Source organism: Pseudomonas sp. PGPPP1 (assembly GCF_002255865.1).
Lineage (GTDB): Bacteria > Pseudomonadota > Gammaproteobacteria > Pseudomonadales > Pseudomonadaceae > Aquipseudomonas > Aquipseudomonas cremoris.
Genome location: NZ_NKIG01000003.1, coordinates 70,093 through 96,613, shown reverse-complemented (window position 1 = coordinate 96,613; position 26,521 = coordinate 70,093). Strand labels below are relative to the sequence as shown.

The following is a 26,521-nucleotide window of genomic DNA, read 5'->3' as shown; positions in this document are numbered from 1 at the left end:
AGGGAACACTCGATGAAAACAGTACATAAGCAACTGGGGCTGGTCGGCCTGCTCTGGTCAGGGCTGGTGCTTGCCGACGATGCGCCACCCAAGGTCACCGACCCGCACTTCAAGCTGGCCCCCGGCTATCTGGATTCGAAGGACTTGCCCCTGCGCCTGGCATTGCTGGGCGCGCCGCCCAAGCCTGACTCTGCGGCGTTTGCGCGGGACGAGGAAGCGCGACGAGCAGCATTGGCGCTACGGGGTACGGCCCGGGAAAAGCTCGCGGCCGCGGATGCTGAACTGCAATTCCCAGGCCCGGCCCAGGCGTTCTCCTGCGCGATGGGCACACCCATCACCGAAAAAACCACGCCGCATCTGTACACCTTGATGCAACGCACCCTGTCGGACGCCGGCGGTTCCACCTATGCCGGGAAAAACGCCTACAACCGCACGCGCCCCTTCGTGGCTCATAACGAAGGCACCTGCCGTGCCGATATGGAGCCGCTGCTACGCACCGATGGTTCCTGGCCGTCGGGCCACTCCGCTGCCGGTTGGGCGTGGGGGCTGTTGCTGGCTGAGGTTCAGCCTGCACGCGCGACTGAGCTGATGACTCGCGGGTTGTCATTCGGCCAGAGCCGGGTCATCTGCAATGCCCACTGGCAGAGCGACGTGGATGCCGGTCGCATCATGGGCGCGGCGACAGTGGCGAGCTTGCATAGCAACCCCGCGTTCCTGGCGGACCTTGCGGCGGCGAAAGAAGAGGTCAAGGCCGCGCAAAAAGCTGGCTTGAAGCCAACCGAGGACTGTGCGGCCGAGAGCGTGGCGCTCTCGCTGACCCAGCACTGATCGAGAGAAAGCATGACTGACTCATCTTTACGGCGCCTGGCCCTGCTGGCCGGCGCCTTTCTTGTCGCTGGGCCCGCCATGGCGGCCGACAACGATGACTGGACCTTCAACGGCGGACCTTATGTATGGGGCGCCGGCATCCGAGGCCACGTAGGCCATAGCAGCACCGGAACCCAGTTCATAAAGTCTGACTTTTCCGACATCGCCAAGACGGTCGATATGTCGGTGATGCTGATGGGCGAGGCGCGTCGGGGCCCCTACAGCGTACTCGCCGACTTGATGTACATCGACACCGACACCCGCAACCGCTTGCCTGGCGGCGCCAAGCTGGAGGTCGAAAGCAAGACAGCGTCCGGGTTCCTGGGAGGTGGTTACACGGTGTTGGGGGATGACAGTCGTCGGCTGGATATCGCCGGCGGCATGCGTGTCTGGTACAGCGGCACCACCCTCAGTTTCCATGGCGGACCACTGGGTGGACGGTCGGGTTCTGACAACGCGACGTGGGCAGACGCCATGGCAGGCCTGCGTGGGCACTATGCAGTGAACGACCGATTCTGGCTTTCAGCCTGGGGCATGGCAGGCGCCGGGCAGTCTCGGGAAGACTGGGACCTGGCAGCGTTGGCAGGCTGGGAGTTCCTGCCCGGTTTTTCGGCGGTGGCCGGTTACCGGGCCATGGGGGTCAATTACCAGCACGATGGTTTTGTCTACGACATCGTGCAGAAGGGCCCGTTGCTGGGTATCAGTGGGCGGTTCTAAAGCCCCCTTTCACCGGTGATCCAGGGTGTTTTCCAGGCACAAAAAAGCCCCGAACCAGTCGGGGCTTTTTGTCAGGCATGGAACGTTACTTCTGTTTTACACCTTCCAGCGAGATGTCCAGGTCAGCCGTCTGGGAAGTCGGGCCTGGGCCTTTGATGCCGAAGTCGTTCAGGTTCAATGTGGTGGTGGCGTTGAAGCCAGCACGTTGGCCGCCCCATGGATCACTGCCTTCACCGTTGAACGTCGCCTTGAAGGTCACAGGCTTGGTAACGCCGTGCAAGGTCAGGTCGCCGGTCACGTCAGCGGTTTTCTCGCCGGTAGGCTTGACTGCGGTCGATACGAACTTGGCATCGGCAAACTTGCCAACGTCCAGGAAGTCTTTGCTGGCGATGTGCTTGTCACGTTCAGCGTGGTTGGACCACAGGCTGGCAGTTTTCACTTCGACAGAGATCTTGCTGGCTTCTGGCTTGGCCTTGTCCCAGCTGAACGTGCCATCCCAATCCTTGAACGTGCCGTGAATGAAGCTGTAGCCCAGGTGGCTGATTTTCCAATCGATGAAGGCGTGCTGGCCTTCTTTGTCGATCTTGTAGTCAGCAGCCATCGCCGAACCTGCGGACAGCAGAGCAGAACCAATTGCCAGAGCGGCGAGAGTCTTTTTCAACATGCTTTCTATTCCTTGTGAGTCGAGGTTGAACATCAGGCTTTGCGCCCCAGCATTCGCGTCAGGGTCACATCACGATCAATGAAGTGGTGTTTCAATGCAGCCACGCCGTGCAAGCCGGCGAAAACCACCAACACCCAGGCAAGGTACAAGTGCACCACGCCTGCGGTGTCTGCCTGGTCCGGTAGCCCGGAAACCACGGCAGGAATCTCAAACAGGCCAAACACCGGGATACCGACACCGTCTGCGGTGGAAATCAGGTAACCGGCGATCATCACGGCAAACAGCCCGAGATAAAGAAACGCGTGGCCAAATGCGGCACCGATACGGGTCATGCGGCTGTAGCTCGCCAGCGGTGGTGGTGGCGGGCTGACCAAACGCCAGACGATACGTACCAGCATGACGGCGAACAGCGTGATGCCGATGCTCTTGTGCAGGTCCGGTGCGTCTTTGCGCCATGCGCTGTAATAATCGAGACCGACCATCCACAGGCCCAACGCAAACAAACCGAACACCACCAGGGCCACACCCCAGTGCAAAACGATGCTGACCCAGCCATAACGGGCCGGTGAGTTACGTAACTGCATGTACTTAATCCCGTAAGAGCTGCGCCCAAGACTAGCGTGTTACCTATCGATTTAAAGCGGAAAATTTCGCTTTGAAATATCAAGAAATGCGATCTTGAGGGTATGAAGCCTAAATTAACCTCGGATTAAGGACTATTCCTACAAAACGTGACAGACCGTCCTACGTTTACCTTCAATTCACGTGTAATAGGTTGTGACACTGTCGTCCATTGCATAGGCTTGCGCGATTGTTGCTTCGAGGAGACGAAAGATGGGCCTGAACAATCAGTGGATGCAACGCGACCTCGCCGTGCTGTGGCATCCCTGCACCCAAATGAAAGACCACCAGCAACTGCCGCTGATCCCGATCAAGCGCGGTGAAGGCGTGTGGTTGGAAGACTTCGAAGGCAAACGCTACCTCGACGCCGTCAGCTCCTGGTGGGTCAACGTATTCGGCCACGCCAACCCGCGCATCAACCAGCGCATCAAGGACCAGGTCGACCAACTGGAACACGTGATCCTCGCCGGTTTCAGCCACCAGCCGGTGATCGAGCTGTCCGAGCGCCTGGTGCGAATGACGCCAGAAGGCCTGACACGCTGCTTCTACGCCGATAATGGGTCGTCCTGCATCGAAGTCGCGTTGAAAATGAGCTTTCACTACTGGCTCAACCGTGGCCTGCCGAATAAAAAGCGCTTCGTCACCCTCACCAATAGCTATCACGGCGAAACCATCGCCGCGATGTCGGTGGGCGACGTGCCGCTGTTTACCGAGACCTACAAGGCGCTGTTGCTCGACACCATTAAAGTGCCAAGCCCCGATTGCTACCTGCGCCCCGAGGGCGTGAGCTGGGAAGACCACTCGCGCACGATGGCCCAGGTGATGGAACAAACCCTCGCCGAACACCACGCCACCGTCGCCGCTGTGATCATCGAACCGCTGATCCAGGGCGCCGGCGGCATGCGCATGTACCACCCGGTGTACCTCAAGCTGCTGCGCGAAGCCTGCGACCGCTACGGCGTGCACCTGATCCACGACGAAATCGCCGTGGGCTTCGGCCGCACCGGCAGCATGTTCGCCTGCGAACAGGCCGGCATTCGCCCGGACTTCCTGTGCCTGTCCAAGGCCCTCACCGGCGGCTACCTGCCGTTGGCGGCGGTGGTCACCACCGATGACGTGTACGACGCGTTCTACGACGACTACCCGACCCTGCGTGCCTTCCTGCACTCCCACAGCTATACCGGCAACCCGCTGGCGTGTGCGGCCGCGTTGGCGACCCTGGATATTTTCGAAGAAGATAACGTCATCGAAAACAACAAGGCCCTGGCCCAGCGCATGGCCACCGCCACCGCGCATCTGGTGGATCATCCTCACGTCTCGGAAGTGCGCCAGACCGGCATGGTGCTGGCCATCGAGATGGTCCAGGACAAGGCCACCAAGACCGCCTACCCCTGGCAGGAACGCCGTGGTTTGAAGGTGTTTGAACACGCGCTGGAACGCGGCGCGCTGTTGCGACCTTTGGGCAGCGTGGTGTATTTCCTGCCGCCTTATGTGATTACCCCGGAGCAGATCGACTTCCTGGCAGAAGTTGCCAGCGAAGGCATCGATATCGCCACCAACAGCAACGTCAGCGTTGCGGTGCCGAAGGACTTCCACCCGGGTTTCCGTGACCCAGGCTGATTGAGTTCACTCAACTGATCGGCTGCCGGGCTACCGTCATCGCGGGCAAGCCCGGCTCCCACAGGTTTTGTATTTTTCCAGAGAACAGAAATGAGACTGTCCCGCTTTTTCACCGACACCCCGCTGAGCCTCGGCGACCACGAATTGCCCGAAGCCCAGGCGCATTACATCAGCCGCGTACTGCGCATGGGCGAAGGCGATGCCGTGCAATTGTTCGACGGCTCCGGCCAGGAATTCCTGGGCAGCCTGCTGGAAGTCGGCAAGAAGCGCGTCACCGTGCAACTCACGGAAACCTTCAACGGCCAGGCCGAATCACCGCTGCACATTCACCTTGGCCAGGGCCTGTCCCGGGGCGAGCGGATGGATTGGGCCATCCAGAAGGCAACCGAGCTGGGCGTCAATGCGATCACGCCGATTTTCAGCGAGCGCTGCGAAGTCCGCCTCAAGGATGAGCGCGCCGACAAGCGCCTGCTGCACTGGCGCCAGGTGGCGATCAGCGCCTGCGAGCAGTGTGGGCGTTCGACGGTGCCAGTGATTCACCCACCGCTGTTGCTGGCGGACTGGTTGAAACAGACCGAGGCGGATCTGAAGTTGGTGCTGCACCCGGTGGCGGAGCCGATGATCAGCCATGCCAAGCCTGCGAGCCTGGCGTTTTTGATCGGACCGGAGGGTGGGTTGACCGACAGTGAAGTCGACATCGCCCAGAGCGCCGGCTACCACGCCGCGCGCCTCGGCCCGCGTGTGTTGCGTACCGAGACGGCGCCAGTGGTGGCGCTCGCGGTTGCTCAACAACTTTGGGGCGATTTCTAACCCTCTCCCTTTGCAAACCCAATCAAAAATGTGGGAGCTGGCTTGCCTGCGATTGCGGTCTTCCAGCCAACCCGTCCGGCGCCTGACCCACCGCTATCGCAGGCAAGCCAGCTCCCACATTTGGATTGGGATACCAGGCAACTATTCCACCGGATCACTCACCGGCTTGGCGATAATCGCCTTCAGCTCGCTGGTCATCGGGAACTCCAGGTTCAAGCCCTTGGGCGGAATCGGCTGTTCGAACCAGCGCTGGTAAATCCCGTTGATCTCCCCCGAGCGGTACAGGTCGCCGAGCGTCTCGTTGACCACCGCCAGAAACTGCGGGTCGTCCTTGCGCAGCATGCAGCTGTAGATTTCCCGCGACTGTTCTTGGCCGACGACCACCCAGTTGTGCGGGTCCTTGGCCTTGGCGCGCTCGCCGTAGAGCAGCGCATCATCCATGTAGAACGCAGCCGCGCGGCCGGTTTCGAGCATCTTGAACGCCTCGCCATGGTCCTTGGCGCTGATCACGAACATATTGGCTTTGTGCTCGGCGTTGTAGCTTTTCAGGAAGCGCTCATTGGTGGTGCCGGCGGTGGTCACCACATTCTTGCCGGCAAGGTCGGCAAAGCCGTTTATACCGCTGTCCTTCGCCGTCAGCAGTTGGCCCTTCACGTAGATAAACCCGTAGGAAAACGCCACCTGTTTCTGCCGCTCAGCCGTCACCCCGGTGGAGCCGCACTCCAGGTCGACGGTGCCGTTCTGCACCAGCGGAATGCGCGTTTGGGAGGTCACCAGGTTGTATTTCACGTTGAGGTTGGCCACCCCGGTTTTCTGCTGGATGCGCTCGACGATCTTGTTCGCCAGCTCCACCGAGTAGCCCATGGGCTTGCCACTGTGATCCCCCACATAGGAAAACGGCACCGACGCATCGCGATAGCCCAAGGTGATGGACTTGGCGCTGGCGATCTTGCCTAACGCCCCCGTCAGTGGAGCTTCGTTCGCATGCGCGTGTGCCCCCAGCAAAAGCCCCAGGGTGCAGCCGGTCAACAGGATCTTTTTCATTGTTATTCTCCGTTGGTCTTGCAGTTATTTACGTACCGCGATCACGCTGATTTCCACCAACACACTCGGCCGCGCCAGTGCCGCTTGCAGGGTGGTGCGGGTGGGCGCCATGCCCGGTGACAGCCACGCAGACCACACCTCGTTCATCGGCGCAAAGCCGTCACCGATGTCTTTCAGGTAAATCGTCGCGTTGAGCAGGTGGTCTTTGTCGCTGCCCGCCTGGGCCAGCAGCGCGTCGATCTTGGCCAGCACTTCCCGGGTCTGGGTTGTCACGTCCTGACCGTCGCCCGGTACCTGGCCCGACAGGAACACCAGGTCCTGGAAGGCCACGGCGCCAGAAAGCCGGTCGTTGCTGCTGATTCGGGTGATAGTCATCAATGCATCCTCAAGCGGCGCGGGGCGTCAGGCCCTGCAAATCAATGGAAGGAGCGTGTTGGCTGATCAACTCGGCCAATAATTGGCCGCTGCCGCAGGCCAAGGTAAAACCGAGGGCGCCGTGGCCCAGGTTCAGCCAGAGGTTGCGATAGGCACTCGCGCCGATCAGCGGCACGCCGGTCGGGGTGGCCGGGCGCATACCGGCCCATTCCACCGCGTGGGCGTAGTCGCCCGCCATAGGGAATGTCTCCAACGCCTGGCGTTTCATCAGGGCCAGTCGTTTAGGTTCGAGGCCGGCGTCAAAGCCGACGATATCCACCATGGCGGCCACCCGCAGTTGCTCACCGATACGGGCGTAGACGATCTTGCGGTCATAGTCTGTGATGCTCACGTTTGGCGCCTGGTGCTGCGCGCCAATCGGCACGCTGAGGCTGTACCCCTTAAGCGGATACAGCGGCAACGAAACGCCCAGCTCGGTGCTACGGTACCCAGCTGCCAGCACCAGGTTTTCCACAGGCATCACCTCGTCACCCAGCTCAATGGCCTGTACTGCACCGTCGGCATGACGAAGCCCCGTGACTTTGCGTCCCAACATAAAACGGCAGCGTCCCGAGGCTTCAAGCCGCGCCGCCATGCGCTGACAAAAGGCATGACAATCGGCCACTTCTTCATTCGGTGTATAGATCCCCCCCACAAAGCCACCGCCGGCCAGCGCCGGTTCCAGGCGCGCGCAATCGCCGGCCGATAGCACCTGTTGCTGCAGGATATCGGTGACCTTGCTGCGGGCATGTTCAAACGACTGGGCGCTGCGGAAAGTCACCAGCTTGCCGTTGCGCCGCCAGTCGAAACCGCCCAGGTGATCGTCTTCACGCCACCGCTGCAACGTGGACTGGCTCAGCGACGCCAGGCGCAGCAAATGGGCGGCATTGCGTGTGTTGACCGAGCCACGGCAAGCGCCGAGAAACGACGCCATCCAACGCCATTGCTGAGGGTCCAGGCGCGGGCGCAGCTTGAGCGGCGAGTCGCCGCGCAGCAGCCAGCCGATGGCTTGCAGCGGCACACCGGCATCCGCCAGCGGCGCAACATAGCGGTAGGACAACTGCCCGCCATTGGCGAAACTGGTTTCGCTGCCCAGGGTGTCGCGGGCGTCGATCAGCGTCACTTCATGGCCCGCCCGCACTAACGCATACGCACTGGCCAAGCCGATGACCCCACCGCCAATGATGCAAACCTGCTTGGCCATCCCAGCCCCCAGTCGTTGAATTAACAGGCTTCAAGCCTAGGGGCAGGTGACAGGCCACCGACAATGAATAAAGATGGGTCACCTATAAACAAAGGTTATGGACTTGTCATGCGCCTGCGTCATATCGAAATCTTCCAGGCCATCCGCCAGACCGGCTCGGTCAGCGCGGCCGCGCAGTTGCTGCACGTGTCACAACCGGCGGTGACCAAGGTGTTACAGCACGCCGAGTTGCAACTGGGCTTTCCACTGTTTCTGCGGGTGCGTGGCAAATTGCAGCCCACACCGGAAGCCCTGGCGCTGGAAAGCGAAGTCGAGAAAGTCACCGAAAGCCTGCAAGGTGTGCGGCGCCTGGCTAAGAGCTTGCGCCGTGAGCCTGGCCAAAGTGTGCGCATTGGTGCGATTCCGGCGTTGGCCCTGTCGCTGCTGCCACCGGCGATCCTGGAATGGAAACGCGACTACCCGGCCATGGCCTGCGAACTGTCCAGCGACCATAGCCGCGAGTTGGTGCAGAAGCTGTTGATGCGCGAAATCGATCTGGCGTTGACGCTCAACTTCTCCGGCCATCCGGGGCTGACCACGCAGGTGTTGGCCAATGGTGTGTTGGTGGCGTTGGCATCCAAGGGTTATTGGGCCGAGTCTGACTTAAGCAAACCGCTGGCCTTGGCCGACCTCGCCGGTGCGCCGCTGATTGGCCTTTCCAGCGCCGACCCTTTAGCGGCCAAACTCGACAGCTACCTGGAAAACGTCGACCCACCGCCTCGGGTGACGATCTGCGTGCAAACCTATTCTTTGGCCCGTGCCATGGTGGAATCTGGCGCAGGCCTTACGGTGATCGACCCCTTCACCGCGCTGGGTGCCTCCACGGCCACCACCTGTATCCGCACGCTCACGCCGCCGCTGCCGATCACGTTGTACGCGCTGACTCGCGCCGACGAGCCGCCGCCGCATATGCTGGCAACGTTGTTGGGGATTTTCGGGCAGCGTGCCCAAGAGCTGCTGCAGCGCTTGTAATGTGGGAGCAGGCAAGCCAGCCCCCACAGGGTTCAGAGCACGTAGTGCATGATCGCCACGAAATGCAGCAGGCTCCCGCCGATCACAAACAAATGCCAGATCCCATGGGAATGTCGCAGGCGATCCTCCAGGGCAAAAAAGATGATGCCCACGGTGTACAACACGCCACCCACCGCTAACCAGGTGAACCCCGCCGTGCCGAGCGCGGCAATCAACGGCTTGACCGCCACCAGCACGATCCAGCCCATCACCGCGTAGATCACGATGGACAGGACCCGCGCCTCGGAGCGCGGCTTGATCTCCTGCAAAATGCCGATCACCGCCAACCCCCACACGATCCCGAACAGCGTCCAGCCCCACGGGCCCCGCAATGTCACCAGGCAAAACGGCGTGTAGCTGCCGGCAATCAACAGGTAGATCGAAAAGTGATCGACCTTCTGCATGATCTCTTTTCGCCGCCCGCGCACGCTGTGGTACACGGTGGACGCGCTGTACAGCACCAGCAGCGTAAAGCCATAAATCGCAACGCTGACAATCTTCCAGGGGCTGCCATCCAGGCTCGCCACCACCAACATCCACACCGCGCCCGCAAAGGCTGCGACCGCCCCGAGCAAATGGCTCCAGGCGTTGAATCGTTCCCCGTGATACATGTGTCACTCACCTCGAATAACCGTTACCACATGGTTTGGCCACCTGCATTCTGACGCCTGTGGCGCCTGAGCAGGTAACCGGCTTTTCTTCATTTGCCCAAAGGCTATCGGCAAACGATGATTGCCCCCAACCGCCGTCGCCCCGGAACGCCCCCATGCCCGAGCTTGAACCCACCTCGCCCCACCCCAGCCTATGGCAGTTGTTTTACAACTTCGCCATGGTCGGCCTGTTCGGTTTTGGCGGCGTGATGCCCTGGGCGCGCCAGATGATGGTTGACCGCAGGCAATGGGTCAGCGAGCAGGGTTTCAACGAACTGCTCACCACGGGCCAGTTCTTCCCTGGCCCCAATATCGCCAACGTCGGCATCATCTACGGCCGGCGCCTGCATGGTTTGCCGGGTGCGGTTGTGACCGTGTTCGGGCTGTACCTGTTCCCCTCGCTGATCACCGTGTTCGCCGGTTTCGCCTACGCAAAGTGGTGGAGCCACGACGTGGTGCAGCAAATCTTCGGCGCGGTGATGCCGATTGCCACTGGGTTGATGCTCGGCACGACATTGCGACTGCTCAAGGCGATGCCCAGTACCGTCGCCAATTACAGCGCCTTCCTGCTCACCTTTGTGTTGATGGCCGTGCTGGTGCTGCCGCTGTGGATGGTGCTGCTGGTCTGCATCCCCAGTTCCCTGGCCTTGAGCTTTATCCCTGCGAAAGCGGTGGCCAGCTGATGCAAACCGTCCTGCTGCACCTGATGATCCAATGCGCGCTGTGGTCATTGATGGCGATTGGCGGCAACACCGTGGCCATTGGCGATATCCACCGCTACACCGTGGTCGATATGCGCTGGATCACCGACGCACAATTCGTCGCGTTCTTTGCACTGTCCCAGGCGCTGCCCGGCCCTAACGGCATGTTCCTGGTGTTCATCGGTCAACAGGCCGCCGGCCTGCCCGGTGCGCTGGTGGCGCTGATGGCCAAGCTGGTGCCGTGTTCGGTACTCACCTACGTCGGCGCCGGCTGGCTGGAGCGCCACACCCGCACGCCGTGGGTGCAAAGGGTCAAGCGCAGCCTGCTGCCCATTTCCATCGGGCTGATCCTCGCCTCCACTTACATCCTGATGAACAGCCTGGAAAACAACGCCACCAGCCTGGTGCTGACCTTGGCCAGCGCCGCCGTGGTGTATTACACGCGGTTGAATGCGATCTGGCTGATCATCCTCGGCGTGCTGTTGGGGCTGGGCAGCGCATGGCTGGGAGTGAACTGGTTTTAGGGGCACAATCGACAGCATTCGAATAAGAGCCACGGCCATGCTGATCGACGAAGAGTTCACCCTCAAGAAGCTGGAAATCTTCCTGGCGTTCATGCGCACCGGCAACCTGGCCCGCGCCGCGGCCGAGTTGCAAACCAGCAACGTCAGCGTGCACCGCGCCATCCACTCCCTGGAAAACGCCCTGCGCTGCCCGCTGTTCAAACATGAAGGGCGCAACCTCACGCCGCTGGAAAGCGCGTATGTGCTGGAAGAGCGTGCGCAGAAACTAGTGGCCGACGTGGTCGACAGCGTGCGCCTCACCCGTGAAGCCGCCGGTTTCTCCGCCGAGCGTTTCAAGCTGGGCTCGTTGTATTCGCTAACGGTAAAGACCGTACCGCAACTGATCATGGGCCTGAAGATCCGCCGCAGCGAACTCAACATCGACCTGATCCTGGGCTCCAACTTCGACCTGCTCTACAAGCTCAAGAACATGGAAGTGGACGCGATCCTCATCTCCCTCGACGAGCGCGCCAACGACCCCGACTGCGAACAGATCGCGCTGTTCACCGACGATATCTTCCTCGCCACCCCAGCCGATTCGCCGTTCGACCGCGAGCAACAAATCGACCTGGCGGATGTGCGCGACGCCACCTTCATCACCCTCACCCAAGGTTTCGCCACTCACCAGGATGGCAACCGTGTGTTCAAGCAGGCGGGGTTTGAACCCAAGGTTGCGATGCAGGTGAATGACATCTTCACCCTGCTGAGCATGGTCAGCTCAGGGGTGGGATATGCACTGCTGCCGGGGCGGATTGCAGCGGTGTATGAGAACCGCGTGAAGCTGATACCGCTGCAACCCAAGTATCGGTTGCAGCAGCATATCGGGGTGGTGTTCTTGAAGGCCAAGGAGCGCGACCCGAACTTGCTGGCGTTGTTGGCGGAGTGTCGGATGTATGCCAATCGGCAGGGGGCAGCCTGACACACCGCTTTCGCGAGCAAGCCCGCTCCCACATTCGACCGCATTCTTATGCTGAAACTCGTTCAACTGTGGGAGCGGCGGTGCGACGATTCGACTTGCTCGCGAAGAGGCCCGAACTAACACCAAAAATTCAAAACTTACCCAACCAATCCACGAACGATGAAATACAACAACGAAGGCCCCAACAAACACCCAAGCCCGGTGTGAAAGGTTGCCGTCAACGCCCCATACGGCACCAACCGCCGATCCGTCGCCGCCAGCCCGGCAGTCACACCGCTTACGGTGCCGGCCAACCCACCAAACACCATCGCTGAACGCGGGTTATCCAGGCCCATCCAACGCGCTGCCACCGGCGTGCCCACCATCACCAAAATCGCCTTGATCAACCCGGTGGCAATCGACAGCGCCATCACATCCGACGTCGCGCCAATCGCCGCACCGGTCACCGGCCCAACGATGTAAGTCACCGCGCCCGCACCGATGGTGGTCATGCTGATCGCATCGCGATAACCAAATGCCCAGGCCATGCTGGCGCCCACAATAAACGGCAGCACCGTGCCCAGCAGCAATGCAATCACGCCGATCATCCCGGCCTTGCGCGCCTCGGTAGCTTGTACTTCAAATGCAGTGGCAACGATGGCGAAGTCCCGCAACATCGCGCCACCCATCAAACCAATGCCAGAGAACAGCGCCAGGTCCGCCAGGCCCTTTTGCCCGCCGGTAATCGTGCCGCCCACCCAGGCCAATACCAGGCCGATAACGATGGCAATCGCCGAGCCATGAATGCGCCCGAACGTGAGGCGCTTGGACAGCACCACCGAAATCCACATCACCACGCCAACGAAGGCAAACGCGGTGACCAGGCCGTTATGTTCCAAACCTTTCTCGATGAGATCCCACATATCAGCGACCTCCCGCAGCGGCGATCACCGGCTCTTCGGCGGGCAGCGGCTCACCCTTGTGGGTGCGACTGATCAAGGCAATCGTGCATCCGCACACCACCACCGAACCGATAGCCGCAAGAACCGCCACCGGACCGCCGTGCAAGGCCGTCACGACGTTTTGTTGCGCGGCCATCGCTACAACAACCGGGATGTACATGGCGCCCCAAAAACCCACGCCCATCTCGCAGTCCTTGGTCATACCGCCGCGCTTTTGCATCCACAAGCGGGCGCAAATCAGCAGGATCATCGCGATGCCCACCCCGCCCACGTTGGATTTGACGCCCAGCAACACACCGAGCATGTCGCCCATGATCACGCCCGCAAGCGTGCAGATCGCCAGTAATGCCACACCGTAGATAATCATTGTTGTTGTCCTCAAAGTGCTCGATCGAAATTGTTGTTTTTGTGCTTCGAAAGCCTTGGGTGGTGCTTTATCGGTGGCGGCGCTCCTCCTCTTGCAGCAGGGCCTGCAAGGTGTCCAGGCGCGCGCCTTCGCAGGCGATCACCGTGCCTTGTTCAAACACGCGACGTGACAGGCCAGTGAGCACGGCGCCCGGCGGCAGTTCGATTTGCAGGCGCACGCCGCGCTCGTAGGCGCTTTGCACAGTGCCACGCCAGTCGACGACGCGGCACATGTTGAAAGCCAAGTCGTCGCGCAGCTGTTCGGGGTTGTGGACCGGTCGCGCGCGGGTGCTGCTCAGGTAGGTGATGCGTGGTGCCTTTAGCGGCACGAAGGCTTGCGCCAACGCCTGGGCAGGTTGCTCCAGCAATGCGCAATGGGACGGCACACTCACCGCCAGCCGCTTGGCGATGCCATTGCCCTTGATACGTTGCGCGACGCGTTTCATGGCCTCGTCGCTGCCGGCGATCACGGTCTGGTTGTCGGCGTTGATATTGGCCAGGTACACCGGGGTTTCCGGGCTGTGGATTTCAGCCAGCAACGTTTCCACTGTGGATAACTCGGGACCGATGATCGCGGTCATTCCGTAGCCCTGTGGATAAGCGTTTTGCATCAGCTCGCCGCGCAAGCTGACGAGTTTGAGGGCATCGGCAAAGTCGAGGGCGCCCGCAATCACCGCCGCCGGGTACGCACCGATGGACAAGCCCGCGACGTAATCCGGGGTGTGTTGCAGCAGGCGAGCGTGGGCCACGCCGGCGATCAGCAGGCACAGCTGAACCGCACGGGTATTGGCCAGCGCACCGGATGAGTCCAATGCGCGCGCGTCCTCACCCAACACATCACTGGCGTGCTCCAACACCTCGATCGGCAACGCCTGGAGCATGCCCGGCCGTTGAGCACCCTGCCCCGGAAACACCAGAAGGCTGCTCATGCCACGGCCTGCCACGGATCCATCACCAGGTGCGCACCGCTGACAGTTTTCAACAGTACCCGCCGTGATGCGCCCGCCCATTCGCGCAGGGCAACGGCGCCGAAGGGCGTTTGCAGTTGCAGGTCGACGGCGCAAACCGCCTTGTCCAGCGTCGCCAGCAGGTCGCGTGCATCGTTGCGATCCAGCGGCTCGGGTGTGCGCAACATCAAATCCAGATCGCTTTGGGCATGCAGCGCTTCAATGCCCGTGGCCAATTCAAAACCCGCACTGCCAGTCACACCCCAGTTCAGTGGCGCCAGCACCGGGCGCAATTGGTCGAGCGCCTGCAACGCGGGCAAATCTCGTGGCGAAATCACGTCGCATAACGCTTCCGGCGCGACCCGGCGTTGAATGGCAGCAATCGGCATCACAGCGCCTAGACGCTGCTCGCGCAAATGCCCACGCACGCCGACGGCGACAAGCCCTGGCGCAACAATGGCGCGACGCACCACCACGGCGGCCAACGCATCCGCCGCCCACGCCGGGGCGTCAGCAGGCAGATGCGCCGGGCTCATGCCCCAGAGCAGGTCGTGGGCGTTCACCATTGCTCCCGTAGCAGTTGGCGTACGTGGCTGGAAGCGGCGCGATTGGTTGCGCTGAGGCGGCTGCTCAAGTCGCTGCCGTCGACATCCTTGATCGCACTCAGCAAACAATCGCTGACCCGCGCCACATCCTGCGAAGTGGGCTGTTCAATCTGGCTGACCGACAAGGTCTCCCACAGCAAACCGAGGCTGGCATAACTGTCGATGTCATAGGCCATGGGCGGCACGCTGGCAGCCAGGGCTTCCAGCTCCTCGACACTGCGCAGGGTTACCCGCGCCGCCGAGGCCTTGCCCATGGCGTGCACCATCACGCCGGGGTCACGCAGGGCGATCAGGCGGTTGGCTTGGTAGCCGTGAGCGAGGAACGCACCGGACATGGCCTTGCCCACCAGCAGTGCAATCACCGGGTGCCCGGCGAGGCGAGCACGGGCGTAGCTGTCGGCGGCGGCGGCCAGGGCTTGATGGATGCCGAGGGCTTCTTCACGACGACCGTAGGCTTGGCTCGGCACATCAACGATGGCGATCAGCGGGCGCTTGTCGCCACGGGCGATGGCGTCATCCACTGCCTTGGCCAGGCCCCAGCCTTCCAGCAAACCGACCTCGCCGTTACGTGCACGAGGGAAGCGGTTTTGCGCGTCGGTTACCACGGCGATAAAGCGCACGGGTTGTTCGCCCAATACACCGTCAGCCACCTTCAGCGAAGCCGGCAACCCCTCAACGGGCGTTGCGCCAGCACTCAATGCGTTGAACCACTGCAGCCCTCTCATGAGCGTTCTCCTTGATACAGCGCGCGCACCGTTGCGGGTTCGATTTGCGGCGTGGCGTCCAGCTCGGCGAGACGCGCCAGGTAGTGCTCGGCCTGGCGGCTGCGTTGTTGGGTGGGCAAACCTTGTTGCAGCAGCGCGCTGACGGTCTGCTGAATCTGGGCCACATCATCGGCCACGTAGCGGTCGGCCAAGCCACTGTTGAAACGTTGCTCGCCACCGGTAAGGCTCCAGATGAACGGGCGGTCGCGGGAGTCGTATTCCTCAAGGCCGGCTTCCTGTTCGATCACCTGCGGGCCGTTCAAGCCCACGCGCGCCTCACGGGTGACCACGAGGTAGCTGCACAGTCCTGCGGCGATGGACATGCCACCAAAGCAACCCACGCTGCCCGCTACCACGCCGATCACCGGCTGGTACTGGCGCAGGTCGACAATCGCCGCATGAATATCGGCAATCGCCGCCAACCCCAGATTGGCTTCCTGCAACCGCACGCCTCCGGTTTCCAGCAGCAGCACGGCGCGAGTGGGGATGCCTTTGCGATTGTCTTCGGCCGCCAACTCCAAAGCGCCGGCAATTTTTGCACCGCCGACTTCGCCAAGGCTGCCGCCCTGGAAGTTGCCTTCGATGGCGGCGATCACCACCGGTAACCCCGCGATGCTGCCCTTGGCGATCACCACGCCGTCGTCGGCCTGGGGCACCACGCCTTGGCGACTGAGCCACGGCGACATGACGCGCTGGAACGGGTCGATCAATTCGCGGTAGGAACCGGCGTCCAGCAAGGCCTTGGCCCGCTGCCGTGCGCCCAGTTCGACGAAGCTGTGTTTGGCGAGTAAGTCAGTCATGGCCAACCTCCTCAAAGCCCTGCTCCAGACGCAAGCGCACCACACCGGGTGTCGCGCCGAAGTCGTGGATATCAATATTCAACGCTGGCGGCGTCTGCTCCTGGAAAATCCGTTCAAACAAATGCTGCCAGCGTTGCTCGGCGCCATTCACCGAGGTCTGCACCTGAATCGTCAGCGTGCCCGGCGTGCCCGGTTCCAGCAGCACTTCCAGGTCACCCGAACCGACACAACCCACCAGCGCACGGCCCTTTGGCGGCTGCCCGGCGGGGAATTCAAAGGATAAGGTTTCCATCACAACGCTCCGTCGAGGCGGTCGATAAACAGGCAGGCGGCCAACAGGTCGGCGGCGCCGCCAGGGGAGGCATTCAGGGCCAGCAGTTGGTTATCCAGTTCGTGCAATTGGCGGCGACCGGCCAGGGTCGCGCTGCCGCCCGCATCCAGTACGGCTTGGGCGCCGCGTTGCATGGCAGCAATGCCTTCGGGGCCCGCGCGGTAGAGCACGCAGGTGTCGGCCAACTCAGTCATGATCGCGAGCAAGGCATCCAGCCGAGCGTTCTGCTCGCCGGTGTGTTGCTGGCGGCTTTTGCGCAGTTGCGGCAGGCCGCGCTGCACCACAGAGGGGAAGCCCAATTGCGCTTCTTCACGGGCTCCGCGTGCGCCGTAACGCTGCGCAACCTGGGCGCCGTGGCTCATCGGTTGCGGCGCGTAGCGGTCGTTAAGCAGGGCCAATTTCGCGGCATTCAGCGGTATGGCGCGTGGCTCCAACGCCGCAGCAGCGGTGAGCAAGCCGAGGGCCCAAATTGCACCTCGGTGAGTATTGACCCCGTTGGTGGTGACGAGCATTGCTTGCTCACCTTCGCGGCCGATCCGCCCCAGGGCTTCGCGCAGCGGCAAACCAATCTCGCCGATATCAAGCGCGGCTTCGGCCATGTCCTTGAACATCGGCCACAAAGACAGCGCCGAGGCGTGCATCAGGCCCAGGTGCAAATCGCTGTGGGCGCCGTTGCCACGGCGGTCCACCAAGGCGGGCTTGGGCGACAGGTCCGCTTCATCGATCAAGGCATCCACGGCCATGTCTGCCAGGCGTTCAGCGAGGGTCAATTCATGCAGTTTGAGGGCGCGCATTTACCAGCTCCTGAATTTGGCGGGCGGGTTGTACAGGCCGCCGGACCAGTCCACCAGGTCGGCCACGCTCTTGGCGGCCAACAGCTCGCGGGTGGCGTCGGTGCGACGAATACCGAGGTCTTCGGGCAACGCGATCAAGCCTTCGCGGCGCATGCGCGCGGTGTCTTTTGGGTTGTGGCGCATGCCGATGGCGGTCACCCCGGCGACGGCGGCGATCATTGCCTGGCGCTCTTCCAGAGAGCGCGCCTTGTAGAGGTAGGCGATGCCCTCTTCGGTGAGCAGGTGAGTCACGTCGTCGCCGTAGATCATGATCGGCGCCAAGGGCATGCCGCTTTTGCGCGCCACTTCCACCGCGTCGAGGGTGTCGACGAAGGTCGGTTTGCCGCCTTCCTGGAAGGTCTCGACCATTTGCACCACGAGTTTTTTGCCACGTTCGAGCAGGGCTTCCGGCGCATCGTCGTGGCGCATATCCAGCCATGCCGGCGTACCGTGACGACGGCCACGCGGGTCGTGGCCCATGTTCGGCGCGCCGCCGAAACCGGCAAGGCGGCCACGGGTCACGGTGGAGGAATGGCCGTCGCCGTCCACTTGCAGGGTGGCGCCGATAAACAGGTCCACCGCGTATTGGCCGGCCAGTTGGCAGAACATTCGGTTGGAACGCATCGAACCGTCGCGGCCAGTGAAAAACACATCCGGACGCGCAGCGATGTAGTTTTCCATGCCCAGTTCGGTGCCGAAGCAGTGCACGCTTTCGACCCAGCCGCTTTCGATCGCGGGGATCAGCGTGGGGTGCGGGTTTAGGGTCCAGTTGCGGCAGATCTTGCCCTTGAGACCGAGGGACTCGCCGTAGGTGGGCAGGATCAACTCAATGGCGGCGGTGTTGAAACCAATGCCGTGGTTAAGCGACTGCACGTTGTGTTTTTCGTAGATGCCGCGTATCGCCATCATCGCCATCAGCACGTGCACCGGCTTGATATGGCGAGGGTCGCGAGTGAACAGCGGTTCGATGTAGAACGGCTTGTCGGCCACCACCACAAAATCCACCCAACTGGCCGGGATATCTACGCGAGGCAAGTCGGTGACGTCGTCCACTAACTGGTTGACCTGCACGATGACAATGCCATCGCTAAAAGCGGCGGGCTCGATCAGCGCAGGCGTGTCTTCGGTGCTGGCTCCGGTGTAGATGTTGCCGGCGCGGTCGGCCATGAAACCTGCGGAGAGCACCACGTTGGGGATCAAGTCCACCACCAGCCGCGCATAGAGTTCGATGTAGGTGTGGATCGCGCCGATTTCCAGCAGGCCGTCTTCCAGCAACTGGCTGATGCGCAGGGATTGGGTGCCGGCAAAAGAGAAATCCAGCTTGCGGGCGATGCCTTTTTCAAACAGGTCCAGGTGCTCCGAACGGCCGACACTGGGCATGATCATGTGCAAATCGTGGAGCTTGGCGGGGTCGGCCTTGGCCAGGGAGCGCGAGAGGAAGTCGGCTTGTTTTTGGTTGTTGCCTTCCAGTACCACGCGGTCGCCGGGGAGGATCAGCGCCTCCAGTGCTTCGATGATCTTGTCACTGGGCAGTACCGCACCGTCTGCATATTTTTTGACCAACCCGAGCCGCCGCTGCTTCTCGTCGCGCCGCCGCGTCCAACGCGAGTCGGGGGTAGTTGTTGTTGTCATGGTCGCTCCACGGGGTTTGCTGTCGTGGGGCTTACCTTAGGAGCGAAACAGGGGGGTATCAATCAAGCCCGGCGGCTGATCGTTACGGTTGGAGTAATGGAACATCAGCAAACGCGGACTTGGGCCACATTTGTTAGGTGCAGTCCCAAAAAGGGACCGATCAGTCCCTTATTGGGACCGCTTTTTGTCTGTCACTTTCTAGATAGTCTCAGCGAAATTTCCGACAGTCTCTTCAGGTTGTTGCTCGGAACCTGCCTCTCTAGCCTTCTCAGTCCGAATCTTGCCACGGGCACCCATCGTGAATCCGACAGCTCAAACCGATACAAGGCCATTGCAGAGCGTGATGTATCACATCACAATCGCGCCATGATCGTCAGCTGGAAACATAAAGGCCTCAGAGCCTTCTATGAGACCGGTTCAACCAAAGAGATCAACGCAAATCATGCAAGTCGCTTGCGGCGTGTTCTGATCGTGCTCGACAAAGCCGAAGATAGCGAGGAACTGAACCTACCCGGATGGCGTTTCCATCGGTTGAAAGGCGACCTTATCGACTTTTGGTCCGTCAGCATCAGCGGTAACTGGCGCATCATTTTTCGGATGTTCGACGACCAAGTCGAACTGGTTGATTATCTTGATTACCACTGAGTAGAGGTATCGATATGGGTATGCACAATCCACCTCACCCAGGCGAAATCCTGCTTGAAGATGTGATTCCCGCACTGGGCATCACCATCACCGAAATGGCCCGCCGTCTTGGGTTTGCCCGTGAGACGTTTTCAAGGATTTTGCATGGGCATGCGCCGGTCAGCCCGGACTTGGCCGTGCGACTTGAGCGAGCCGGTGTGAGTACCGGAAGGTTATGGCTGTCGATGCAGAGTGCCTATGATTTGTGGCAGGCCGAACATCGGGAACAGCCGGTGATTGAGCGGTTTGCGCGGATTGAGTAGCGGGCACGGTCTATCCAACGCTGAAGATCAAATGTGGGAGCTTCACAGGGTTTGAGAACGGGGGGGTCAGGCCAACCCCGACTCCACCAGCAACGCTTCCAACCCCATCAAATCCGGCACCTTCGCCACATGTTCCCCCACCTGCACCGCCGCCAGTTCCAGCGGGCACAACGGCACATCCACATAACTCAACTGGCTATCGAGCTTGTACGAGCGGGGAATGCCCTGGATCACCAACGCAATGAACTTCAACGTCGGCCGCCCGCCCAGGGCATTGAGCACCACAATGCGCGAGCGTTCGCCAGTCACGGCCGCTTCACCGCACACCGCTTCAAAGCTGATCAGCGGCAGTTGTTGCTCCCGCCAGGTCACTTGTCGCAAGTACCACGGCGGCGCGTCGCTGGCCGGTTCCCCGCGCTGGAAGTCGATCAGCTCGGCGATGGCCACGTTGGGCAGTACCAGGTGGCGGTCAGCCAGGGGCAACAGCAGGCCAGTCAGTTGACTGGTGCGGTGGTCAAGCATGGGACTTGCTCCAGTAGGCGATGCTTTCCAGCAGCACCGACTCTTGGTACGGCTTGCCGAGGTAGTCATTCACGCCAATGGCCATGGCGCGGTCGCGGTGTTTCTGGCCGGTGCGGGAGGTGATCATGATGATCGGCAGGCGCATCAGGCGCGGATCGTTGCGCACCTGGGTGGCCACTTCGAAGCCGTCCATGCGCGGCATTTCGATGTCGAGCAGCATCAGGTCCGGGGTGTGTTCTTCGAGTACGGCAATGGCATCGATACCATCCTTGGCCGTGAGTACGTTCATGCCGTTGCGCTCCAGCAGGCGGCTGGTGACTTTGCGCACCGTGACCGAATCGTCCACCACCAGCACCAGCAATGGTCGCTTTTTCAGCGGGTCGTTGAGGATCAGCGGCGCATCCACCACCTGGGCCGGCAACGCCGGTTGGCGCGCGCGGATGTGTGCCAGCAAATCGATGATCAGCACTACACGGCCATCGCCGAGAATGGTCGCGCCGGACAACCCTTGAACCCCGGCAAACTGCGGCCCCAGGCCCTTGACCACAATCTCCCGCGTACCGGCCATCGCATCCACATGCACCGCTACATGCCGTTCATTGCACTGCACCAACAGCACCGGTACCGGCTGGTATTGACCCAACAGTTTCGGGCGGCTGACGGTGTGCAACAGGTCGCCCAGATAAAACAGCTCGTAACGTTGGCCGGCGTATTCGTAACAGGGCGGGTCTTGCTGGTAATGCCCCGCCAACTCATGGGGCAGCACCCGCACCAACCCTTCGATGGTGTTGAGGGGGATCGCGTATTGGTCGTCGGAGCACTGCACCATCAGCGCGCGATTGACCGACACGGTGAACGGCAAGCGAATGCGAAAATGCACGCCCATGCCCGGTGTCGACTCAATGAACATCGAGCCACCCAGCTGACGCACTTCTTCATGCACCACGTCCATGCCCACGCCGCGCCCGGAAATCTGCGTGATTTTTTCGGCGGTGGAGAAGCCCGGCTGCAGGATGAACTGCAACACGTCGCGGTCGCTGATCTCTTGATGGGGGTCGAGCAAACCACGCTTGATCGCCTTGCGCCGCACGGCCTCCAACGGCACGCCCGCGCCGTCGTCGCGCATGTCGAAGACGATATCGCCACCTTCGTGGGTCAGGTCCAGGGTGATGCGACCCTTCTCGGGTTTACCCGCCAGCAGCCGCGCCTCGCGGGACTCTAAACCATGGTCGACGGCGTTGCGCAGCATATGTTCCAGCGGCGCCGCCATGCGTTCCAGGACGTTGCGGTCCATCTCGCCTTCGGCATTGCCGACGACAAATTCCACGTCCTTGCCGAGCTCTTCCGCCACCTGGCGCACGATGCGCTTGAGGCGCGGCAGCATGCGTTCGAACGGCACCATGCGCGTGCGCATCAGGCCTTCTTGCAACTCGGTGTTGATGCGCGCCTGTTGCTGCAACAGGTCGTGAGCGTCCTGATTGCGGCTGTCGAGCGTGTCCTTGAGGTCGAGCAGGTCGGACACCGATTCGGAGAGTGCACGGGACAGCTGCTGCAACTGGGAATGGCGGTCCATTTCCAGCGGATCGAATTCTTCATACCCCAAGCGCTCGGCTTCGGCCTGCTGGCGACTGAGGATGCGCCCTTGGGTTTCGGTGTCGAGACGACGCAGTTGGTCGCGCATACGCTCAATCGTGGTTTCCACCTCGTTGAGCGCTATGCGTGCGTCGTTGACCTGCTGTTCGATACGGCCTCGGAATATCGAGGTTTCGCCGGCCAGGTTGACCAGGTCGTCCAACAGGTCGGCGGAGATTTTCACCATGTCGGCGGCCGGGTCCACGACCGCCTCGGCCTTGCCTGCCGGCAGTGCAACCGGCACTACCGGTTCGTCGCTCGGGTGCACCAGGCTTTTGATGCGCTCGATGAGCTTGTCCACCGACCCCACCGGCAAGCCATCCGCCACCGCATCGATCATCTGCGCCAAGCGGTCATGGCAGCCTTGCAACAGCGCGAACAATTCCGCCGAGGGCGCCAGTAAACCTGCAGATAAGCCTTCGTAGAGAAACTCCAACTCGTGGGCCAAATCGCCAATCGGCCCGATCTCGACCATGCGCGCACCGCCCTTGAGGGTGTGCAAATCACGCAGCAGGGTTTCCACCTCTTGGCGGTTGCCGGGCTCGGCCTGCCAACGCAGCAAAGCACCGCTGGAGCTGTCGAGAATATCGGCGGCTTCTTCGAGGAAGATATCCAGCAACTCCGGATCGGCGCCCGAGGCTTTCTCCACCACGGCGGGCGTCGCGGGCGGGCTGCTCTGACGCAATGCCCGCACCTTGGCAACCAGCTCGGCGCTGTCGCTCAAGGCTTGATGGTGTTGCAGTTCCTCCAACTGCAAGGCCAGCCGCTCGTGGCTGGCCATCAGCACCTGGGACAGCTCGGCGCTGTAGCTGTAGCGCCGGTCCACCAGGCCTTCGTAAAGGCATTCCAGCTCGTGGGCCAGGTCGCCAATCGGTCCGATTTCGGCCATGCGCGCACCGCCCTTGAGGGTGTGCAGATCGCGCTGCAACGAGGACAACGGCGCGGCGCTATCGGGTTCCAGCAACCAGCGTTTGAGGGACTGCCCGGCGCTGTCGAGGATATCCACGGCTTCTTCGAGGAAGATCTCGACGATCTCATCGTCCATCGCCGTTTCATGATCCAGCTGCTTTGTCGCGGCGCCCAACTCGGAAATACTCAGCGTACGGCTGCCATCGCTTTTGATCAGGCCGGTCGCGGACGGATCAAGCGCTTCGTCCAGCAGCTCGCGCAGGGCCTCGACACGCGCCGGTGCCGGGCTGACCTCCTGGCCGGCAGCCAGTTGATCGAGCATGTTGATCAGCGCTTCATGGGCCTGTTCGGCCTCATGGAAAAACCGTTCGCTGACCGCCAGGCTGCTTTCTTCCACGGCGCCATACAGGTCGAGCAAGGCTTCGCACAACTCATCGATGGGGTGCAGGTCGGCGATGTGCGCGCCCTCCCCCAGCGTGGTCAATTCGTCCAGCAACGCAGTGAGCTCCTGGCGCTCGCCGGGGTGCTGTTGCCAGCGGCGCAGCAGGCTTTCGGCGTCGAGCAGAATGTCCATGCCCTGGGCCAGGAAGTTGGCGATCAGTTGCGGGTCGCGCTTGATGCGCAGGCCGGTGTTGGGAGCGTCGAGCAACGCAGCCAACTGTTGATCCAGCAGACTTTGGGTGCGGTTGATCAGGTCTTGCGCACCTTTGATCGGCGCCAAGGGGTCGCTGTCCAGGTGACGCAGCCCACGCTGGAACAGGCCCTCGGCCTCCAGCAGCAATTCCACCTCGTCCAGGTCCAGCGGCAGGCGATGGGCTTTGTATTCGCGGGTCAGGTGATCCAGCGGGCGCGCCAGTTCGGCAATGGGCAGCACACCGGCCATGTAGGCGCTGCCTTTGAGGGTATGCAGGGCGCGCTGCAGTTCATCGCTGACTTGCAGCGGCACGTGTTCGGCGGCCTGTTGCAGGAAGTGGTTGATACTTTCCAGGTGGCTTTGGGCTTCGTTGCGGAAGATCTCCAGCAACATCGGGTCGTGGGCTTCGGCGGCCGGCACCTGGGCACCGCTGGCCAGCGCATGGGCGCGAGCGGCCAAGGCATCGACTTCGTTCCGCTGATGCTGGTCGTCGGTGGCGAAGTCGTCGATCAATTCCGGCAGCAGGGCTACGGCTTCATCCAGGACCTGTTGTACCTCGGGGCCCAGGACTACGCTGCGTTCCAGCACGCGGTTGAGCAGGTTTTCCACGGCCCAGGCCAGTTCGGCCAACACCAGGGCGCGGACCATGCGGCCGCTGCCCTTGAGCGTGTGGAAGGCCCGGCGCATTTCGCCTTGTGCGGTTTTGTCGGCGCTGTTGGGCAAGTAGCGGTGCAGTACTTCGAGGACTTCATCGGTTTCTTCGAGGAAGACTTCGCGCAGCTCGTCGTCAATCGGCGCTTCATCGGCCGGTGGCGGTAGCAGGCTGCCGGGGCGTTGCAACGCTGGCGGGTTCAGCCGCGATGTGGGGCTGGCCAATGCGTCGAACTGGGATTGGTTGGGAGCAACCTCGCTGGACAGCACGCCGTCCGGCGCAACCAGCGCCTGGCGCCACGGCTTTTCAGCCGGCAGGTAACCCAAGGCTGCCAAGCCTTGCGTGGCCAGTTCCAACACGCGCTCGCCATCGGCATCCGGGTCTTGGAGCATGCGCTCCAGGTAGTACTCCAGGCTGCTGATCACATCGGCAAAATGCCCCAACTGCGCCTCGGGCGGGCGGCTGCCCTCGACCATCAATTGTTCGTCGACGTAATCGGCGCAGCCGCGCATCAGGCTCGCCGCCCGTGGCAGGGGAATCATGGACAGTGCACCGCGCACCTGGCTCAGCACTTCGGGCAGCGACTCCATGCGCTGCCGGTCCCAATCGGCTTCAATGCAGTCGATGACCAACTCTTTGGCCTGCTTCAGGCACTGGCAGCACTCACGGATCACCAACTGGTGGATCTGGGTCAGGTCGGTGGTGGGCAAGCGGCTTTCTTCGCGGCTTTCCGGCTCGACGGTGCCGACCATGCCTGCCAACGTTGCCTCGACGTAGAGCAAGGCGCCGGCGACGTCCATCAGCACCGCGTCATTAGGCTCGCGCTGACCCTGGACCAGGCTCAACACCACGGCCAGTTGGTCGATGATGACTTTGCGCGGCTGGCCGAAACCCAACACGGCCAAGGTGTCGGCGATCTGTCGCAGCGGCGCCAGCAGCGCATCCAGGTCACTGGTGTGCTGGCGGTCGCTGCGCACGAACAGATCGAGGCGCTCCTTGACCCGCACCAGTTCCTCGCACAGCGCACCGAGTACCGAGCCCATGGCATTGCGGTCCGGCCCGGCAAGGCGGGCGCGCTCGGCATCGACCACGGCGCTGTCGGGCAAGGCTTCGTCCAGGCCGTAGCGCTCCTTCAAACTCTGCATGCGCGGCGTTGGCCGGGTGACTTTGGCGACATAGAACAACAGGCTCTTGAGCAGCTCATCCGGTGCCGGCTGGTTGATGCCGCCGATACCCTGGGCGAGCAAGCGCTTGAGCTGTTTGTCACTGGCTTTGAGCAGGCTGCGCAGCGCAGGGCTATTGGCGATCACGCCAGTGAGCATGCCTTCGACCAATGCCGAGGTAACTTGCCACAGCGGCAGCAACGGGGCGCCCTGGCACAGTGCTTCAAGGCGGGCGAATACCCGCGCCATGTCTTCCAGGTTGCTGGGGCCATGATCTTCGCGCAGCAAGCCGGCCAGGGCTTGTTGCAACAGTTGGTGCCATTGGCGCAGTTGGTCTTGCAGATCGGCGGATGCACGTTGGGCCAGGGCTTCATCCGGCAACGGCGCAATCGACAGCAGCTGTGGGCTGAACAGGCTGGTCTCCGACAGCAGGCTTTCACCGCGCGCGCTGCGCAGGTCGTTGAGCAGCGGCAACACCACCAGCGGCAGGTCGCGGCGGGCGCTGTGCACGCGGTCCAGGTACAGCGGCAATTGATTGAGGGCCTGTTGCAGCAGGCGGATGCTTTCTTCGCGTTGGCTGACATGCCCGGACTGGAGCGCCAGGGCCAGTTCTTCGATCTCTTCGGCCAACAATGCTGCGCCGTAGAACTCGACCATTTGCAGCGCGCCATGCACTTGGTGAACGCCCGCCAGGCACTCGCTGATAGCCTCGCCGTCGGCGGTTTCGACAAAGGCGTCCAGCGCCGAACGTGCCTGTTTCAGGGTTTCGGCAATGTCGCCCTTGACCCATTCGAGGGCCACGTAGTCGTGCCGATCAACCATATTCACTCCGGTGAGAATTTTTGAGTTGCGGGTGCTGCCAGAAACAATGGAGATCAACTGTGGGAGCTGGCTTGCCTGCGATGGCGGCTAGTCAGTTGATACCTGTGTAGTTGACCCACCGCTATCGCAGGCAAGCCA

27 protein-coding genes are annotated in these 26,521 nt (G+C 61.9%); 10 read left to right on the top strand and 17 right to left on the bottom strand.

The window, feature by feature from the left end:
- The first annotated feature begins 12 nt into the window (after positions 1 to 12).
- Positions 13 to 828, top strand: coding sequence for an acid phosphatase (locus CFE47_RS06850; RefSeq protein WP_286836043.1), 816 nt, complete (start codon positions 13 to 15; stop codon positions 826 to 828).
- Between the two features lie 12 nt (positions 829 to 840).
- Positions 841 to 1,584 carry a hypothetical protein gene (locus CFE47_RS06845; RefSeq protein ID WP_185709161.1) on the top strand — a complete coding sequence of 248 codons (744 nt, stop codon included), beginning with the start codon at positions 841 to 843 and terminating at the stop codon, positions 1,582 to 1,584.
- An 85-nt stretch (positions 1,585 to 1,669) separates the two neighbouring features.
- On the opposite strand, the gene CFE47_RS06840 is transcribed toward CFE47_RS06845, so the two are convergent.
- Entirely contained in the window at positions 1,670 to 2,248 is a 579-nt protein-coding gene (locus CFE47_RS06840; RefSeq protein WP_185709160.1) for a YceI family protein, read from the bottom strand.
- A 32-nt stretch (positions 2,249 to 2,280) separates the two neighbouring features.
- Entirely contained in the window at positions 2,281 to 2,832 is a 552-nt protein-coding gene (locus CFE47_RS06835; protein WP_185709159.1) for a cytochrome b, read from the bottom strand.
- Between the two features lie 250 nt (positions 2,833 to 3,082).
- Here CFE47_RS06835 and CFE47_RS06830 point away from each other — a divergent pair, with 250 nt between their 5' ends.
- On the top strand, positions 3,083 to 4,489 hold the full coding sequence (locus tag CFE47_RS06830; RefSeq protein WP_286836042.1) for an adenosylmethionine--8-amino-7-oxononanoate transaminase: 1,407 nt from the start codon (positions 3,083 to 3,085) through the stop codon (positions 4,487 to 4,489).
- Between the two features lie 90 nt (positions 4,490 to 4,579).
- Positions 4,580 to 5,299 (top strand): 16S rRNA (uracil(1498)-N(3))-methyltransferase, encoded by a 720-nt coding sequence (locus CFE47_RS06825; RefSeq protein ID WP_286836041.1) that lies wholly within the window; start codon positions 4,580 to 4,582, stop codon positions 5,297 to 5,299.
- Positions 5,300 to 5,440: 141 nt separating this feature from the next.
- Here the strand turns inward: CFE47_RS06825 and CFE47_RS06820 are convergent, their stop codons facing one another.
- Genes CFE47_RS06820 through CFE47_RS06810 form a run of 3 tightly spaced genes read right to left on the bottom strand, consistent with a single transcriptional unit; the run spans position 5,441 to position 7,961 of the window.
- Positions 5,441 to 6,343, bottom strand: a complete 903-nt coding sequence (locus tag CFE47_RS06820; RefSeq protein WP_185709156.1) for a transporter substrate-binding domain-containing protein — start codon at positions 6,341 to 6,343, stop codon at positions 5,441 to 5,443.
- Positions 6,344 to 6,367: 24 nt separating this feature from the next.
- Positions 6,368 to 6,718, bottom strand: coding sequence for a RidA family protein (locus CFE47_RS06815; RefSeq protein ID WP_286836040.1), 351 nt, complete (start codon positions 6,716 to 6,718; stop codon positions 6,368 to 6,370).
- A 10-nt stretch (positions 6,719 to 6,728) separates the two neighbouring features.
- Complete coding sequence (locus CFE47_RS06810; RefSeq protein WP_286836039.1) at positions 6,729 to 7,961, bottom strand: D-amino acid dehydrogenase; 1,233 nt, start codon at positions 7,959 to 7,961, stop codon at positions 6,729 to 6,731.
- Between the two features lie 108 nt (positions 7,962 to 8,069).
- Here CFE47_RS06810 and CFE47_RS06805 point away from each other — a divergent pair, with 108 nt between their 5' ends.
- Positions 8,070 to 8,972 carry a LysR family transcriptional regulator gene (locus CFE47_RS06805; protein ID WP_286836038.1) on the top strand — a complete coding sequence of 301 codons (903 nt, stop codon included), beginning with the start codon at positions 8,070 to 8,072 and terminating at the stop codon, positions 8,970 to 8,972.
- A gap of 32 nt (positions 8,973 to 9,004) precedes the next feature.
- On the opposite strand, the gene trhA is transcribed toward CFE47_RS06805, so the two are convergent.
- Positions 9,005 to 9,622 carry a PAQR family membrane homeostasis protein TrhA gene (gene trhA / locus CFE47_RS06800; RefSeq protein ID WP_286836037.1) on the bottom strand — a complete coding sequence of 206 codons (618 nt, stop codon included), beginning with the start codon at positions 9,620 to 9,622 and terminating at the stop codon, positions 9,005 to 9,007.
- Positions 9,623 to 9,777: 155 nt separating this feature from the next.
- Here trhA and CFE47_RS06795 point away from each other — a divergent pair, with 155 nt between their 5' ends.
- The 3 genes from CFE47_RS06795 to CFE47_RS06785 are packed head-to-tail and all read left to right on the top strand — an operon-like array spanning position 9,778 to position 11,844.
- Positions 9,778 to 10,344, top strand: coding sequence for a chromate transporter (locus CFE47_RS06795; RefSeq protein WP_286836036.1), 567 nt, complete (start codon positions 9,778 to 9,780; stop codon positions 10,342 to 10,344).
- The gene (locus tag CFE47_RS06790) at positions 10,344 to 10,886 is read left to right on the top strand and encodes a chromate transporter (protein ID WP_286836035.1); all 543 of its coding nucleotides are present in this window, start codon (positions 10,344 to 10,346) and stop codon (positions 10,884 to 10,886) included. The genes CFE47_RS06795 and CFE47_RS06790 overlap by 1 nt, the downstream gene beginning before the upstream one ends.
- Positions 10,887 to 10,923: 37 nt before the next feature.
- The gene (locus CFE47_RS06785; protein ID WP_286836034.1) at positions 10,924 to 11,844 is read left to right on the top strand and encodes a LysR family transcriptional regulator; all 921 of its coding nucleotides are present in this window, start codon (positions 10,924 to 10,926) and stop codon (positions 11,842 to 11,844) included.
- Between the two features lie 137 nt (positions 11,845 to 11,981).
- Here the strand turns inward: CFE47_RS06785 and madM are convergent, their stop codons facing one another.
- The 9 genes from madM to mdcA form a co-directional block, all read right to left on the bottom strand.
- Positions 11,982 to 12,746, bottom strand: a complete 765-nt coding sequence (gene madM, locus CFE47_RS06780) for a malonate transporter subunit MadM (RefSeq protein WP_185709149.1) — start codon at positions 12,744 to 12,746, stop codon at positions 11,982 to 11,984.
- Position 12,747: 1 nt separating this feature from the next.
- The gene (gene madL / locus CFE47_RS06775; RefSeq protein ID WP_185709148.1) at positions 12,748 to 13,152 is read right to left on the bottom strand and encodes a malonate transporter subunit MadL; all 405 of its coding nucleotides are present in this window, start codon (positions 13,150 to 13,152) and stop codon (positions 12,748 to 12,750) included.
- A gap of 67 nt (positions 13,153 to 13,219) precedes the next feature.
- Positions 13,220 to 14,119: a malonate decarboxylase subunit epsilon gene (gene mdcH / locus CFE47_RS06770; protein ID WP_286836033.1), complete on the bottom strand. Its 900-nt coding sequence runs from the start codon at positions 14,117 to 14,119 to the stop codon at positions 13,220 to 13,222.
- A complete protein-coding gene (locus tag CFE47_RS06765; protein ID WP_286836032.1) occupies positions 14,116 to 14,703 on the bottom strand; it encodes a malonate decarboxylase holo-ACP synthase in 588 nt (195 codons plus the stop codon). The genes mdcH and CFE47_RS06765 overlap by 4 nt, the downstream gene beginning before the upstream one ends.
- Positions 14,697 to 15,467 carry a biotin-independent malonate decarboxylase subunit gamma gene (gene mdcE, locus CFE47_RS06760; RefSeq protein ID WP_286836031.1) on the bottom strand — a complete coding sequence of 257 codons (771 nt, stop codon included), beginning with the start codon at positions 15,465 to 15,467 and terminating at the stop codon, positions 14,697 to 14,699. Before mdcE ends, CFE47_RS06765 begins: the two co-directional genes overlap by 7 nt.
- Positions 15,464 to 16,306 (bottom strand): biotin-independent malonate decarboxylase subunit beta, encoded by an 843-nt coding sequence (locus CFE47_RS06755; RefSeq protein ID WP_286836030.1) that lies wholly within the window; start codon positions 16,304 to 16,306, stop codon positions 15,464 to 15,466. Before CFE47_RS06755 ends, mdcE begins: the two co-directional genes overlap by 4 nt.
- Positions 16,299 to 16,598: a malonate decarboxylase subunit delta gene (locus tag CFE47_RS06750; RefSeq protein WP_025857695.1), complete on the bottom strand. Its 300-nt coding sequence runs from the start codon at positions 16,596 to 16,598 to the stop codon at positions 16,299 to 16,301. The genes CFE47_RS06755 and CFE47_RS06750 overlap by 8 nt, the downstream gene beginning before the upstream one ends.
- Positions 16,598 to 17,431 (bottom strand): triphosphoribosyl-dephospho-CoA synthase, encoded by an 834-nt coding sequence (locus CFE47_RS06745; RefSeq protein WP_286836029.1) that lies wholly within the window; start codon positions 17,429 to 17,431, stop codon positions 16,598 to 16,600. The genes CFE47_RS06750 and CFE47_RS06745 overlap by 1 nt, the downstream gene beginning before the upstream one ends.
- Positions 17,432 to 19,102 (bottom strand): malonate decarboxylase subunit alpha, encoded by a 1,671-nt coding sequence (gene mdcA, locus CFE47_RS06740; protein ID WP_286836028.1) that lies wholly within the window; start codon positions 19,100 to 19,102, stop codon positions 17,432 to 17,434.
- A gap of 366 nt (positions 19,103 to 19,468) precedes the next feature.
- Here mdcA and CFE47_RS06735 point away from each other — a divergent pair, with 366 nt between their 5' ends.
- Together CFE47_RS06735 and CFE47_RS06730 are read left to right on the top strand one after the other, a co-directional pair.
- Complete coding sequence (locus tag CFE47_RS06735) at positions 19,469 to 19,747, top strand: type II toxin-antitoxin system RelE/ParE family toxin (RefSeq protein WP_286836147.1); 279 nt, start codon at positions 19,469 to 19,471, stop codon at positions 19,745 to 19,747.
- A 14-nt stretch (positions 19,748 to 19,761) separates the two neighbouring features.
- Positions 19,762 to 20,049: a HigA family addiction module antitoxin gene (locus tag CFE47_RS06730; protein WP_105699617.1), complete on the top strand. Its 288-nt coding sequence runs from the start codon at positions 19,762 to 19,764 to the stop codon at positions 20,047 to 20,049.
- Positions 20,050 to 20,115: 66 nt separating this feature from the next.
- Here CFE47_RS06730 and CFE47_RS06725 read toward each other — a convergent pair whose 3' ends face one another.
- Together CFE47_RS06725 and CFE47_RS06720 are read right to left on the bottom strand one after the other, a co-directional pair.
- Positions 20,116 to 20,571, bottom strand: a complete 456-nt coding sequence (locus CFE47_RS06725) for a chemotaxis protein CheW (RefSeq protein WP_286836027.1) — start codon at positions 20,569 to 20,571, stop codon at positions 20,116 to 20,118.
- Entirely contained in the window at positions 20,564 to 26,383 is a 5,820-nt protein-coding gene (locus CFE47_RS06720) for an Hpt domain-containing protein (protein WP_286836026.1), read from the bottom strand. The genes CFE47_RS06725 and CFE47_RS06720 overlap by 8 nt, the downstream gene beginning before the upstream one ends.
- Positions 26,384 to 26,521 lie beyond the last annotated feature (138 nt).

Bases quoted from the DNA above. Each gene is read 5' to 3' on its own strand.
- CFE47_RS06850 (WP_286836043.1), top strand. From the start codon at position 13: ATGAAAACAGTACATAAGCAACTGGGGCTGGTCGGCCTGCTCTGGTCA.
- CFE47_RS06845 (WP_185709161.1), top strand. From the start codon at position 841: ATGACTGACTCATCTTTACGGCGCCTGGCCCTGCTGGCCGGCGCCTTT.
- CFE47_RS06840 (WP_185709160.1), bottom strand. From the start codon at position 2,248: ATGTTGAAAAAGACTCTCGCCGCTCTGGCAATTGGTTCTGCTCTGCTG.
- CFE47_RS06835 (WP_185709159.1), bottom strand. From the start codon at position 2,832: ATGCAGTTACGTAACTCACCGGCCCGTTATGGCTGGGTCAGCATCGTT.
- CFE47_RS06830 (WP_286836042.1), top strand. From the start codon at position 3,083: ATGGGCCTGAACAATCAGTGGATGCAACGCGACCTCGCCGTGCTGTGG.
- CFE47_RS06825 (WP_286836041.1), top strand. From the start codon at position 4,580: ATGAGACTGTCCCGCTTTTTCACCGACACCCCGCTGAGCCTCGGCGAC.
- CFE47_RS06820 (WP_185709156.1), bottom strand. From the start codon at position 6,343: ATGAAAAAGATCCTGTTGACCGGCTGCACCCTGGGGCTTTTGCTGGGG.
- CFE47_RS06815 (WP_286836040.1), bottom strand. From the start codon at position 6,718: ATGACTATCACCCGAATCAGCAGCAACGACCGGCTTTCTGGCGCCGTG.
- CFE47_RS06810 (WP_286836039.1), bottom strand. From the start codon at position 7,961: ATGGCCAAGCAGGTTTGCATCATTGGCGGTGGGGTCATCGGCTTGGCC.
- CFE47_RS06805 (WP_286836038.1), top strand. From the start codon at position 8,070: ATGCGCCTGCGTCATATCGAAATCTTCCAGGCCATCCGCCAGACCGGC.
- trhA (WP_286836037.1), bottom strand. From the start codon at position 9,622: ATGTATCACGGGGAACGATTCAACGCCTGGAGCCATTTGCTCGGGGCG.
- CFE47_RS06795 (WP_286836036.1), top strand. From the start codon at position 9,778: ATGCCCGAGCTTGAACCCACCTCGCCCCACCCCAGCCTATGGCAGTTG.
- CFE47_RS06790 (WP_286836035.1), top strand. From the start codon at position 10,344: ATGCAAACCGTCCTGCTGCACCTGATGATCCAATGCGCGCTGTGGTCA.
- CFE47_RS06785 (WP_286836034.1), top strand. From the start codon at position 10,924: ATGCTGATCGACGAAGAGTTCACCCTCAAGAAGCTGGAAATCTTCCTG.
- madM (WP_185709149.1), bottom strand. From the start codon at position 12,746: ATGTGGGATCTCATCGAGAAAGGTTTGGAACATAACGGCCTGGTCACC.
- madL (WP_185709148.1), bottom strand. From the start codon at position 13,152: ATGATTATCTACGGTGTGGCATTACTGGCGATCTGCACGCTTGCGGGC.
- mdcH (WP_286836033.1), bottom strand. From the start codon at position 14,119: ATGAGCAGCCTTCTGGTGTTTCCGGGGCAGGGTGCTCAACGGCCGGGC.
- CFE47_RS06765 (WP_286836032.1), bottom strand. From the start codon at position 14,703: ATGGTGAACGCCCACGACCTGCTCTGGGGCATGAGCCCGGCGCATCTG.
- mdcE (WP_286836031.1), bottom strand. From the start codon at position 15,467: ATGAGAGGGCTGCAGTGGTTCAACGCATTGAGTGCTGGCGCAACGCCC.
- CFE47_RS06755 (WP_286836030.1), bottom strand. From the start codon at position 16,306: ATGACTGACTTACTCGCCAAACACAGCTTCGTCGAACTGGGCGCACGG.
- CFE47_RS06750 (WP_025857695.1), bottom strand. From the start codon at position 16,598: ATGGAAACCTTATCCTTTGAATTCCCCGCCGGGCAGCCGCCAAAGGGC.
- CFE47_RS06745 (WP_286836029.1), bottom strand. From the start codon at position 17,431: ATGCGCGCCCTCAAACTGCATGAATTGACCCTCGCTGAACGCCTGGCA.
- mdcA (WP_286836028.1), bottom strand. From the start codon at position 19,102: ATGACAACAACAACTACCCCCGACTCGCGTTGGACGCGGCGGCGCGAC.
- CFE47_RS06735 (WP_286836147.1), top strand. From the start codon at position 19,469: ATGATCGTCAGCTGGAAACATAAAGGCCTCAGAGCCTTCTATGAGACC.
- CFE47_RS06730 (WP_105699617.1), top strand. From the start codon at position 19,762: ATGGGTATGCACAATCCACCTCACCCAGGCGAAATCCTGCTTGAAGAT.
- CFE47_RS06725 (WP_286836027.1), bottom strand. From the start codon at position 20,571: ATGCTTGACCACCGCACCAGTCAACTGACTGGCCTGCTGTTGCCCCTG.
- CFE47_RS06720 (WP_286836026.1), bottom strand. From the start codon at position 26,383: ATGGTTGATCGGCACGACTACGTGGCCCTCGAATGGGTCAAGGGCGAC.